The sequence below is a fragment of the Streptomyces sp. NPDC059524 genome (assembly GCF_042749255.1).
Lineage (GTDB): Bacteria > Actinomycetota > Actinomycetes > Streptomycetales > Streptomycetaceae > Streptomyces > Streptomyces xanthii.
In genome coordinates this window covers 18040-29596 of record NZ_JBHYTK010000102.1, presented here as the reverse complement: position 1 = coordinate 29596, position 11557 = coordinate 18040, and the positions used below count along the sequence as shown (strand labels likewise).

Genomic DNA, 11557 nt, shown 5'->3' with positions numbered 1-11557 from the left:
GGAGATGCGCACTTCGTGCGCCATCTCCAGGGGCGCGGGGAACTGCGCGAGAAGCCCCACCGGGCGGCACCCGGCGACGAGACCTCACCAGGCAGGACCGGGACCGGGCGGCACTAGAAACCACGCGTGCGCTTGGCCGCTCGGCGGCCCTCCGCGCCGGGGGAGCGGATGAAGAGGCGGGAGATCTCGCCACCCAGGTTCACCCCGATCGCGATGGCCATCGCCAGAGCCGCGGCCTGCGACAGGTACACGAGCCCCCCGTCCACGTCGTTCTGCGCGATCGCCAGCAGCCCGAAGTACGTCGCCGAACCGGGCAGCAGCGGCCCGATCGCCGCCGTGACATAGGGCAGCGCGGACGCGAACCGGTAGCGGGAGAAGAGCTGGCCGAACAGGCCCACGAGCCCGGCCGCCGCCGCCGTGGACGCCACCGGCGAGATCCCGCCCGCCACATGCATGGCCCCGTAGACGACCCAGGCCACCCCGCCGTTCAGCGTCACCATGAGCACCGTGGAGCGCTCCTGCTGGAGGAGCACGGCGAAGGCCAGGGAGAGCGCCATCGACGCGGCGATCTGCCAGTACGGGCGGTCGATGACCTTGAGCGCGGCCTCCGGGTTCAGCTCGGCGTGCAGCTGCACGCCCACGTAGAGCATGATCAGCACGCCGATCACGATGCCGACGAAGAAGTACATGACTTCCAGGAGCCGGGCCGCGGCCGTGATGTAGAAGCCGGTCAGGCCGTCCTGCACGCCCGCCACCAGCGCCCGTCCGGGCAGCAGCGCGAACAGTCCACCGGTGATGACCGCGGAGGCCCGCACGTCGACGCTGGCGAGCGTGAGCAGGATGCCGATGCCGGCCGGCGGCATCGCGGCGGCCAGGAACTGGTAGAACTCCGGGAACCCGCGCCCCGCGCACAGCCACGCGAGCCGGTCGCCCAGCATCGCGCCGATCGCCGCGGCGAAGAACACGATCAGGTCGCCGCCGACGAGGATCGAGGCGGCGCCGGCGAGCAGCCCGCTCGCCGAGGTGAGCGCCCAGCCGGGATACGGGTGCCGGTTGCGGCGGATCTCCGCGAGGCGCCGGTAGGCCTCCTCCAGGGACACCTCGACGTCCTCGTCGCTGATGTCGTCCACGAGCCGGAACACGGCCGCGAGCCGGTTGTAGTCGGTGCCCCGGCGCCGCACCGTGCGCGAGGCCGTCACCGGATCGTCCACCAGCGAGGGCTGGAACGTGATCGACAGCAGGGTGAACGTCACCGTCGGCTCGCACCGGTCGAGCCCGTAGGAGCGGCACACGGCGAACATCGCCGCCTCCACGTCCTCGGCCCCCTCGCCGCCCGCGAGCAGCAGCTCGCCGATACGCAGCGTCAGGTCGAGCACGCGGGGAACGGCGGGCCCGGTCTCGTCCTCCTTGTGGACCTTCTCCGGCGCGGGCCGCTCGGCCACCGGCATGCGCAGCATCGTGCGCATCCGGTCCTGCCAGGGCGCCTCCTTGGTGAGCCGCACCATCGGGATGCCGTGCGCCGGGGTGAACGCGGGCGGCGACTGCCGCGAGCTGTAGGTCCTCGGCGGTGTGAAGGCCGACCCCTCCACCTCCACGACCTCCACCGCGTGCACGCTCAGCCCCTCCGGGACCGAGAACTCCGACGTGGTCGAGGACTCCTCGTCCGCCACCGGAGCCGGCGGTGCGACACCGCTCGGCTGCGTGAACGCGCTGCGCGCCTCGTCGGACTGCGGCTTGCGGTCCTCCGGCGCCTCCGACTCCCGCTCCGACACCTCTCGCCCTTCGTACGACTACGTACGCGTCTGCCTCCCGTACGCCTCAGTATGCGCACGGATACACGAACGGGCCGCACGACCCCGGTCGGGGAGGTGCGGCCCGTTCGCGTACGCGGTGCGTCAGGCGCCGGGGGTCAGTGACCGCCCTGGTCCTGGGCGCGCTTGTAGGAACGCTCGATCTCGGCCTCGGCCTCGGTGCGGCCGACCCAGTCGGCGCCCTCGACGGACTTGCCGGGCTCGAGGTCCTTGTAGACCTCGAAGAAGTGCTGGATCTCCAGGCGGTCGAACTCGGAGACGTGGTGGATGTCGCGCAGGTGCTCCATGCGCGGGTCCGTCGCCGGGACGCACAGCAGCTTGTCGTCGCCGCCGGCCTCGTCCGTCATGCGGAACATGCCGATGGCGCGGCACTTGATGAGGCAGCCCGGGAACGTCGGCTCGTCCAGGATGACCAGGGCGTCCAGCGGGTCGCCGTCCTCGCCGAGGGTGTTCTCGACGTAGCCGTAGTCCGTCGGGTAGGCCGTCGACGTGAACAGACGACGGTCGAGGCGGATGCGACCGGTCTCGTGGTCGACCTCGTACTTGTTCCGCGATCCCTTAGGGATCTCGATCAGAACGTCGAACTCCACCGGTGGCTCCTCCATGATCAACACAAACGTCTGGTGATGCAGTGATTAAGTGTCCCTCACGCAGGTGTGTGATCGCGAAAGGGGCTGGTCCGCGGTGCCGGAACTGAAGGTTTCGCAGCTCTTGACGAGCGTGGCGAAGACCGCTGCGCTGACCAAGACCAAGCACGTGACGGTGGGTGCGACGGCGCTGGGTCTCGCCCTCGCGGCCGTCGTGGCGGTCTCGGCCGGCCCTTGGGACGCTTCGGGCCAGCGTAAGGCCGAGGCGGACCGGGCGGCCTCCCCGGAGGCCCTTGGTGGCGCACATCACGGCCGCAGGGCCCCCGCCGCCCCCGCCGCGCCCAGCGCTCCCGCCGTCCTCGCCGCCCCCGGAGCGTCCGTGCCCGGCCCCACCAGGGACGCCCTCGCCGAGGTCCTCGACCCGCTCCTGAAGGACGCCGCGCTCGGCCCGCACCGCGCCGCGGCCGTCGTCGACGCCGTCACCGGTGAGCGGCTCTACGGCAAGGCCGCGGGCGACGCGCTCACCCCGGCGTCCACGACCAAGATCGCCACCGCCGTCGCCGCGCTCACCGCCGCGGGCCCCGACCACCGCATCGCGACCCGTACGAAGCTGGAGAAGGACGGCAAGGAGCTCCTCCTGGTCGGCGGCGGCGACCCCACCCTGACCGCCCGCAAGAAGAACCCCTACGGCGCCGCCAGCCTGCGCGACCTCGCCGACGACACCGCCGCCGCCCTCAAGAAGGACGGCATGACCGAGGTCACACTCACCTACGACACCTCGCTGTACTCCGGCCCCGACACCCACCCCATCGGCCCCAACGAGAACCTCGCCCGGGTCAGCCCCCTCATGGCCGACGAGGCCCGCCTCGACGACTCCGGCAGCGGGCCCGCGCCGCGCGACGGCGACCCCGCGGCCGCCGCCGCCCGTACGTTCGCCGGACTGCTCCACGACCGCGGCGTGCGCACCAAGGGCGACCCCGCCCCCTCCAAGGCCTCCGGGCAGGCCGAGGACGTCGCGAAGGTCGAGTCCCCGCCGCTGTCCGCCCTGGTCGAGCGGATGCTGACGCACAGCGACAACGACATCGCCGAGGCCCTCGCCCGGCAGACCGCGATCGCCGCCGACGAGTCCCACGACTTCGACGGCGCCGGGGCCGCCGTCAAGAAGCAGCTCAAGAAGCTCGGCCTGCCGCTCGCAGGCGCCCGCTTCGCCGACGGCAGCGGCCTCGACCGCAACGACAAGGTCTCCGCCAACCTGCTCACCGGCCTCCTCGCGAAGGCCGCCGACCCGCACCGCCCCGAGCTGCGCCCCGTGCTCACCGGCCTGCCCGTCGCCGGCTTCACCGGCACCCTCAGCAGCCGCTACGCCGACCCCGCCGACGCCTCCGGCATCGGCCTGGTCCGCGCCAAGACCGGCACGCTCACGGGCGTCAACACCCTCGCCGGGTCGGTCGTCGACGCCGACGGGCGCCTCCTCGTCTTCGCTTTCATGACCGAGGGCGCCCCCGCCCCCCAGGCCGCGCAGGCGGGCCTGGACCGGCTCGCGTCCTCCGTGGCCAACTGCGGCTGCCGCTGAGCGACGGCGCAGGTTCAGGGTCGCGTCAGGGTTCAACCCCTCTCCGCGTACGCGAGGGGTCACGTACCGTTGACGCATGACGAGCATCGGCGGCGCTGCCTCATCAGGGATGGTCGACTGGAACCTCGCGGTGGCCACCGCGACCCGACTCGTACGGCCCGGCCCGGAGGTGAGCCGCGACGAGGCGCGCGCCATCGTCGCGGAGCTGCGCCGGCACGCCAAGGAGTCCGAGGAGCATGTGCGCGCCTACACGCGCATGGCCACGGACCTGCAGCACGACACCCCCGTCCTCGTCGTCGACCGCCCCGGCTGGGTGCGGGCCAACGTGGCGGGCTTCCGCGAGATCCTCAAGCCGCTGCTCGACAAGATGCAGGAGCGCCGCGGCTCCGGCGCGGGCCCGGCCGTCCTCGGCGCCGTCGGCGGCAAGGTCACCGGCGTCGAGCTCGGCATGCTGCTGTCGTTCCTGTCCTCGCGCGTCCTCGGCCAGTACGAGACCTTCGCGCCCGCCACCCGCGACCTGCCGGCCGCCCCCGACGGCGGCGGCCGCCTGCTGCTCGTCGCGCCGAACATCGTGCACGTCGAGCGTGAACTCGACGTGGACCCGCACGACTTCAGGCTCTGGGTGTGCCTGCACGAGGAGACGCACCGCACCCAGTTCACCGCCGTGCCGTGGCTGCGGGACCACCTGGAGGGCGAGATCCAGTCGTTCCTCGCCGAGACCGACGTCGACCCGTCGACGTTCCTCGAGCGGGTCAGGGAGGCCGTCCAGTCGCTGTCCGGCGGACGCCCCGACACGGAGGAGGACGACGGCGGCCGCTCGCTCGTCGAGCTGGTCCAGTCGCCCGCCCAGCGCGAGATCCTCGCCCGCCTCACCGCCGTCATGTCCCTCCTGGAGGGGCACGCGGACTACGTGATGGACGGGGTCGGACCGGCCGTCGTGCCGACCGTCGGAGAGATCCGCGAGAAGTTCAAGGAGCGCCGTCAGAAGGGCGCCTCCCGCCTCGACCTGGCCCTGCGCAAGCTCCTCGGCCTCGACGCCAAGCTGCGCCAGTACCGCGACGGCGAGCGCTTCGTACGGGCCGTCGTCGACCAGGTCGGCATGGACGGCTTCAACCGCGTGTGGACCTCGCCGAACACGCTCCCCACCAAGGCGGAGATCGCCAAACCGGCGGACTGGGTCGCGCGGGTGCACAACCGGACGGAGGGGCCGGCGGGCGGCGCGCGCGACGAGGACTGAGCCCGCGGAGGGGGCCCCGCGCGATCGGCCACGCCAGGAATGGCGCAGGATCACCCATCCGAGGGACCGTGGGTCGTGGGCAGGCGTGCAATGCTCGGTGAATGGCTCGCTTCTGTCACCATCGACACACTCTGCGTGACCGAAGTCACCGAGTCACCGTTGAGCGACTGAGCCGTGCCACATCGGTTCACAGTTGGCGCCCCACCCCACCAGACAACGGAATGAAGGGAACCGGACATGGGTCCCCATCCTGCGGTCGCGGCGATACGCCTGGCGGTCCGCCGCGTCCTCCACGACATCCTCGACACGCACCCCCAACCACCCGCGGGTGACCGGCCGTTGGTCCTGGTCGCCTGCTCCGGCGGCGCCGATTCCATGGCGCTCGCCTCGGCCCTCGCCTTCGAAGCGCCCAAACTCGGCGTCCGCGCCGGCGGCATCACCGTCGACCACCGCCTCCAGCCCGGCTCCGACGTCCGCGCCGAGGACGTCGTCCTGCGCCTGACCTCGCTCGGCCTGACCCCCGCCGAGTCCGTCGCCGTCGACGTCGGCCGCGCCGGCGGGCCCGAAGCCGCCGCCCGCGACGCCCGCTACGGCGCCCTCGACGCCGCGGCCGAGCGCCACGGCGCCGCCGCCGTCCTGCTCGGCCACACCCGCGACGACCAGGCCGAGACCGTCCTGCTCGGCCTCGCTCGCGGCTCCGGCATCCGCTCCCTGTCCGGAATGGCCGCGGTCTCGGGGGCCGCCGGCCGTTACCGGCGCCCCTTCCTCGGCCTCGACCGGCAGACCGCCCGCAAAGCCTGCCTCGTGCAGCACCTGCCCGTCTGGGACGACCCGCACAACACCGATCCGGCCTACACCCGCTCCCGGCTGCGCCACGAGGGGCTGCCCGCCCTGGAGAAGGCGCTCGGCAAGGGCGTCGTCGAGGCGCTCGCCCGGACGGCCCAGTTGTCCCGGGACGACGCGGACGCGCTGGACGCGTGGGCGCAGCAGGCCGCCCAGACTGTGCGGGACGCGGCCGGGCTCCTCGAATGCGCCAAGCTCTACGCGCTGCCGCCCGCCGTACGCCGCCGCATCCTGCGCAGGGCGGCCATCGAGGCCGGCGCTCCCGCGGGTGCCCTCTTCGCCCGCCACATCGAAGAGGTCGACCGCCTGATCACCGGCTGGCGCGGCCAGGGGGAGATCAATCTCCCGGGCAAAGTCGTCGCCCAGCGTCAGGGTGGCAGACTGGTCATCCGGCAAGGCTGACTCGGCGGCTCACGTCGCGGCGGCCGGTGGGACGACCGAAAGTGATGCGGGTGGACGCGAAAGACATGGGCACCGACCTTCAGTCGGTGCTCATCACCAAGGAAGAGATCGACGCGAAGCTGGCCGAGCTGGCCGCGAAGGTCGACGCGGAGTACGCGGGCAAGGACCTGCTGATCGTCGGGGTCCTCAAGGGCGCCGTGATGGTCATGGCGGACCTGGCTCGCGCCCTGTCCACCCCCGTCACGATGGACTGGATGGCGGTGTCCTCGTACGGCGCGGGCACGCAGTCCTCCGGCGTCGTGCGGATCCTCAAGGATCTCGACACCGACATCAAGGGCAAGCACGTCCTGATCGTCGAGGACATCATCGACTCGGGCCTGACCCTGTCGTGGCTGCTGACCAACCTGGGCTCCCGCGAGCCCGCCTCCCTCGAGGTGTGCACGCTGCTGCGCAAGCCCGAGGCGGCCAAGGTCGACATCGACGTGAAGTGGGTCGGCTTCGACATCCCGAACGAGTTCGTGGTCGGCTACGGCCTCGACTACGCGGAGAAGTACCGGAACCTGCCGTTCGTCGGCACGCTCGCTCCGCACGTCTACGGCGGCTGAGCGCCCGTCAGCGCTCGTCGCGGCGGCGGGAACCCTCAGGGGATTCCCGCCGTTGGAGCATGCGAGGGGCAGATTCTCGGTCGTCCCCTGCGGCGTCGGGTGACAATGCTGGGGTACCGTCCGAAGAACAGTTCTTCAAACAGCTTCAAACAGCCTTATCAAACTCACTATGGCAGGAGGGACGGGGCGGCATCGCTCCGTATGGATGGACGTGAAGCGATACTTCCGTGGGCCGGTCATGTGGATCGTGCTGGCCGTCCTTGCCGTGGTCGTGTTGATGCAGGTCGTCGGTTCGTCCGGCGGCTACAAGACGGTGGACACCGGCCAGGTCATTCAGGCCATCGACCAGGACAAGGTGAAGCAGGCCAAGCTCACCACCGGCGATGAGAACAACATCAAGATCGAGCTGAAGGACGGCCAGAAGCTCAAGGGCGAGGACGGCAGCAAGTTCCAGGCGAGCTACATCGGCGACCAGGGCGTCGACGTGGCCAAGGACCTGCAGGCCCGCTTCCAGGACAACAAGATCCCGGACGGGTACACCGTCTCCCCCGAGAAGCAGAACGCCTTCGTCGGCATTCTGATCACGCTGCTCCCCTTCATCCTGCTGCCCCTCATCTTCCTGTTCCTGATGAATCAGATGCAGGGCGGCGGCTCGAAGGTCATGAACTTCGGCAAGTCCAAGGCGAAGCTCATCACCAAGGACACCCCGAAGACGACGTTCGCCGACGTCGCGGGTTCGGACGAGGCCGTCGAGGAGCTCCACGAGATCAAGGAGTTCCTGCAGGAGCCGGCCAAGTTCCAGGCCGTGGGCGCCAAGATCCCCAAGGGTGTGCTGCTGTACGGCCCGCCCGGTACCGGCAAGACGCTGCTCGCGCGCGCCGTCGCCGGTGAGGCGGGCGTCCCGTTCTACTCGATCTCCGGTTCCGACTTCGTCGAGATGTTCGTCGGTGTCGGTGCCTCCCGTGTCCGCGACCTCTTCGAGCAGGCCAAGGCGAACGCTCCGGCGATCGTCTTCGTCGACGAGATCGACGCCGTCGGCCGGCACCGCGGTGCGGGTCTGGGCGGCGGTCACGACGAGCGCGAGCAGACGCTCAACCAGCTGCTCGTCGAGATGGACGGCTTCGACGTGAAGGGCGGCGTCATCCTGATCGCCGCCACGAACCGGCCGGACATCCTCGACCCGGCGCTGCTGCGTCCCGGCCGCTTCGACCGCCAGTTCGCGGTCGACCGTCCGGACATGCAGGGCCGTCTGGAGATCCTCAAGGTCCACCAGAAGGGCAAGCCGGTCGCTCCGGACGTCGACCTGTCGGCCGTCGCCCGCCGCACCCCCGGCTTCACCGGTGCCGATCTGTCGAACGTGCTGAACGAGGCGGCTCTGCTGACCGCCCGCTCGGACAAGAAGCTGATCGACAACCACATGCTGGACGAGGCGATCGACCGTGTGGTCGCGGGCCCGCAGAAGCGCACCCGGATCATGTCGGACAAGGAGAAGAAGATCACCGCGTACCACGAGGGCGGTCACGCCCTGGTCGCGGCGGCTTCGCCGAACTCCGACCCGGTCCACAAGATCACGATCCTGTCCCGCGGCCGGGCCCTCGGCTACACGATGGTGCTCCCGGACGAGGACAAGTACTCGACCACGCGCAACGAGATGCTCGACCAGCTCGCCTACATGCTGGGCGGGCGCGCGGCCGAGGAGCTCGTCTTCCACGACCCGACCACGGGCGCGGCGAACGACATCGAGAAGGCCACCGCCACGGCCCGTGCCATGGTCACGCAGTACGGCATGACCGAGCGGCTCGGCGCGATCAAGTTCGGCGGCGACAACACGGAGCCGTTCCTCGGCCGGGAGATGGCGCACCAGCGCGACTACTCGGAAGAGGTCGCGGCGCTCGTCGACGAAGAGGTCAAGAAGCTCATCGAGACCGCGCACAACGAGGCCTGGGAGATCCTCGTCGAGAACCGCGACGTTCTCGACAACCTGGTCCTCGCGCTGCTGGAGAAGGAGACGCTGAACAAGGAGCAGATCGCCGAGATCTTCGCTCCGATCGTGAAGCGCCCGGCCCGCCCCGCGTGGACCGGATCCTCCCGCCGCACTCCCTCGACCCGCCCGCCGGTGCTCTCCCCCAAGGAGCTGTCGCTGACGAACGGGGCGAACGGGGCCACCCCCGCCATCGAGTCCACCACCCCGGTGGACACGGTCAAGGAGGAGCGCCCCGAGAGCTGACCGGGCCCCGGTGCCCGGGACAGCCCCGGAATGCAGGCCGCGTCCCCCACGCTTTACGGTGTGGGGGACGCGGCCTTTTCGTGGACACGGGCCGCGTCGGACATCCGTTTGAGGAAGAGGCACAGATGACCGACCCGGTGACGCTGCACGGTGAGGGCCCGATCGGCGAGTTCGACGAGAAGCGGGCCGAGAACGCCGTACGCGAACTGCTCATCGCGGTCGGCGAGGACCCGGACCGTGAGGGCCTGCGGGAGACGCCGGCGCGGGTCGCCCGGGCGTACAAGGAGATATTCGCGGGTCTGTGGCAGCAGCCCGAGGACGTGCTGACGACGACGTTCGACCTGGGGCACGACGAGATGGTCCTGGTGAAGGACATCGAGATCATCTCGAGCTGCGAGCACCACCTCGTGCCGTTCGTGGGCGTCGCGCACGTCGGGTACATCCCGTCGGCGGACGGCAAGATCACCGGCCTGTCCAAGCTGGCCCGGCTCGCCGACGTCTACGCCCGCCGTCCGCAGGTGCAGGAGCGGCTCACCACGCAGATCGCGGACTCCCTGATGGAGATCCTGGAGCCGCGCGGCGTCATCGTCGTCGTCGAGTGCGAGCACATGTGCATGACGATGCGGGGCGTGCGCAAGCCCGGCGCGAAGACGATCACCTCGGCGGTCCGCGGGCAGCTGCGCGACCCCGCCACGCGCAACGAGGCGATGAGCCTCATCATGGCGCGCTAGGCGCTGGGCGCTGGGCGGTCAGGTGGTGGGGGCGGTGCCCTTCGTGTCGTCGTCGTCCTCCGGGAGCCGGCAGACGTGCTGGAGGAACAGGGCCGCGGCGATCACGCCGATGCCCGCGACGACGGAGAAGCCGGCGTAGATCGCCTGGTCCCGGCGGGGCGCCACGTCCAGGTGCTCCAGCAGGAACGCGAACGTGCCGCCGTACATCCCGGAGACGAGCGCGGCGACCAGGGCGCTGGCCTGGCCGAAGACGAGGGCGCGGGCGGCCATCATCGGGTCGACGCCGCGCGCGTCGGGGACCCGGGCGCGCTGGGCCTTCAGCCGGGAGCGGATGGAGAGCGCCGTCGCCAGCAGGACGATCGCGATGAGGGCGAGGACGACGGGGGCGGCCGGGGGGACGCGGGGCAGTGTGCCCACCGCGTTCCACAGCCGGGCGCCCGCCCAGGACAGGACGCCCGCCACCACGAAGAGCCCGGCGAGCGTCCTGATCCGCAGTTGCTTCATCCCCGTGGTCGCCCTTCAGATGTCTACGGCCGTCCACGACCGCCTGGCTGCGGCCGTGCCCGCTAGACCCTAACGATTACTCGGGCAGCCGGAGTTCCAGGTCGGCGCGCGGGGCGATGCCCTCGCGGGTGACCTCGGCGAGCAGGTCGGCGACGGGGCCGCGGCCGGGCAGCTGGGCCTCCGGCTCCACGTCGTGCCAGGGGGCGAGCACGAAGGCGCGCTCGTGGGCCCGCGGGTGAGGGAGCGTGAGCACCGGGTCGTCCGAGACGACGTCCGCGTAGGCAACGATGTCCACGTCGATCGTCCGCGGGCCCCAGCGCTCGTCCCGCACGCGGTGGAAGGCCTCCTCGACCGCGTGGGCGCGCTCGAGCAGCGAGGACGGCGGCAGGGTCGTCTTCAGGATCACCACCGCGTTGAAGTACGAGGGCTGGGAGCCGGGGTCGACGCCCCAGGGCGCCGTCTCGTACACGGGGGAGACGGCTTTGACCCGGACGCCCGGGGTGTCCTCCAGGGCGTCCACGGCGCCCTGGAGGGTCTCCAGGCGGTTGCCCAGGTTCGAGCCGAGGGAGAGCACCGCGCGCTTGGGGTTCGACAGCGTGCTGTCGGCCGCGTCGACCTGCTCGACCACGGAGGCCGGCACCGGCTGGACGGTCGGGTCGAACTGCGTCTTGTTCATACTCGGCTCCGGGTGATGGTGACGGTCACGTCGTCGAAGGGCACGGTGATCGGCGCGTCCGGCTTGTGGACGCAGACCTCGACCTCCCGCACCCCCTCGTGCTTCAGGCACGTCTGGGCGATGCGCTCGGCGAGCGTCTCGATGAGGTCGACCGGCTCGCCCTCGACGACGGCCACGACCTCCTCCGCCACGATGCCGTAGTGCACGGTCTTCGCCAGGTCGTCGTCGGCCGCCGCCGCCCGGGTGTCGAGTCCGATCACCAGGTCCACGATGAAGGTCTGGCCCTCCTCGCGCTCCTTGGGGAAGACGCCATGGTGCCCTCGGGCCTTGAGGCCGCGCAGCGCGACACGATCCACGCGAA

General features: G+C 71.1%; 11 protein-coding genes. 6 read left to right on the top strand and 5 right to left on the bottom strand.

The window, feature by feature from the left end; translation table 11 throughout:
- Positions 1–113 precede the first annotated feature (113 nt).
- Positions 114–1772: a threonine/serine exporter ThrE family protein gene (locus tag ACFW9D_RS25565; protein WP_188338261.1), complete on the bottom strand. Its 1659-nt coding sequence runs from the start codon at positions 1770–1772 to the stop codon at positions 114–116.
- Positions 1773–1909: 137 nt separating this feature from the next.
- Entirely contained in the window at positions 1910–2401 is a 492-nt protein-coding gene (locus ACFW9D_RS25560; RefSeq protein WP_188338262.1) for an inorganic diphosphatase, read from the bottom strand.
- 94 nt (positions 2402–2495) lie between these two features.
- Between ACFW9D_RS25560 and dacB the strand changes: the two genes are divergently transcribed.
- From dacB to folE, 6 genes are all read left to right on the top strand, one after another.
- Positions 2496–3971 carry a D-alanyl-D-alanine carboxypeptidase/D-alanyl-D-alanine-endopeptidase gene (dacB, locus tag ACFW9D_RS25555; RefSeq protein ID WP_384625237.1) on the top strand — a complete coding sequence of 492 codons (1476 nt, stop codon included), beginning with the start codon at positions 2496–2498 and terminating at the stop codon, positions 3969–3971.
- Between the two features lie 109 nt (positions 3972–4080).
- Positions 4081–5208: a zinc-dependent metalloprotease gene (locus tag ACFW9D_RS25550; protein WP_188341484.1), complete on the top strand. Its 1128-nt coding sequence runs from the start codon at positions 4081–4083 to the stop codon at positions 5206–5208.
- 237 nt (positions 5209–5445) lie between these two features.
- On the top strand, positions 5446–6453 hold the full coding sequence (gene tilS, locus ACFW9D_RS25545) for a tRNA lysidine(34) synthetase TilS (RefSeq protein ID WP_384625234.1): 1008 nt from the start codon (positions 5446–5448) through the stop codon (positions 6451–6453).
- 44 nt (positions 6454–6497) lie between these two features.
- Positions 6498–7058, top strand: a complete 561-nt coding sequence (hpt, locus tag ACFW9D_RS25540) for a hypoxanthine phosphoribosyltransferase (protein WP_188341485.1) — start codon at positions 6498–6500, stop codon at positions 7056–7058.
- A gap of 205 nt (positions 7059–7263) precedes the next feature.
- Positions 7264–9285, top strand: a complete 2022-nt coding sequence (ftsH, locus tag ACFW9D_RS25535) for an ATP-dependent zinc metalloprotease FtsH (protein WP_384625230.1) — start codon at positions 7264–7266, stop codon at positions 9283–9285.
- 125 nt (positions 9286–9410) lie between these two features.
- The gene (gene folE, locus ACFW9D_RS25530) at positions 9411–10016 is read left to right on the top strand and encodes a GTP cyclohydrolase I FolE (protein ID WP_188338266.1); all 606 of its coding nucleotides are present in this window, start codon (positions 9411–9413) and stop codon (positions 10014–10016) included.
- A gap of 18 nt (positions 10017–10034) precedes the next feature.
- On the opposite strand, the gene ACFW9D_RS25525 is transcribed toward folE, so the two are convergent.
- From ACFW9D_RS25525 to folB, 3 genes are all read right to left on the bottom strand, one after another.
- Positions 10035–10520: a DUF3180 domain-containing protein gene (locus ACFW9D_RS25525; protein ID WP_188338267.1), complete on the bottom strand. Its 486-nt coding sequence runs from the start codon at positions 10518–10520 to the stop codon at positions 10035–10037.
- Positions 10521–10596: 76 nt separating this feature from the next.
- The gene (gene folK, locus ACFW9D_RS25520) at positions 10597–11196 is read right to left on the bottom strand and encodes a 2-amino-4-hydroxy-6-hydroxymethyldihydropteridine diphosphokinase (RefSeq protein WP_384625225.1); all 600 of its coding nucleotides are present in this window, start codon (positions 11194–11196) and stop codon (positions 10597–10599) included.
- Complete coding sequence (gene folB, locus ACFW9D_RS25515) at positions 11193–11552, bottom strand: dihydroneopterin aldolase (protein ID WP_188338269.1); 360 nt, start codon at positions 11550–11552, stop codon at positions 11193–11195. The genes folK and folB overlap by 4 nt, the downstream gene beginning before the upstream one ends.
- Positions 11553–11557: the final 5 nt, after the last annotated feature.

What these genes read in the sequence shown, in the direction of transcription:
- hpt (WP_188341485.1), top strand. Translation starts at nt 6,498, where the DNA reads ATGCGGGTGGACGCGAAAGACATGGGCACCGACCTTCAGTCGGTGCTC.
- folE (WP_188338266.1), top strand. Translation starts at nt 9,411, where the DNA reads ATGACCGACCCGGTGACGCTGCACGGTGAGGGCCCGATCGGCGAGTTC.
- ACFW9D_RS25550 (WP_188341484.1), top strand. Translation starts at nt 4,081, where the DNA reads ATGGTCGACTGGAACCTCGCGGTGGCCACCGCGACCCGACTCGTACGG.
- tilS (WP_384625234.1), top strand. Translation starts at nt 5,446, where the DNA reads ATGGGTCCCCATCCTGCGGTCGCGGCGATACGCCTGGCGGTCCGCCGC.
- folK (WP_384625225.1), bottom strand. Translation starts at nt 11,196, where the DNA reads ATGAACAAGACGCAGTTCGACCCGACCGTCCAGCCGGTGCCGGCCTCC.
- ftsH (WP_384625230.1), top strand. Translation starts at nt 7,264, where the DNA reads ATGGACGTGAAGCGATACTTCCGTGGGCCGGTCATGTGGATCGTGCTG.
- ACFW9D_RS25525 (WP_188338267.1), bottom strand. Translation starts at nt 10,520, where the DNA reads ATGAAGCAACTGCGGATCAGGACGCTCGCCGGGCTCTTCGTGGTGGCG.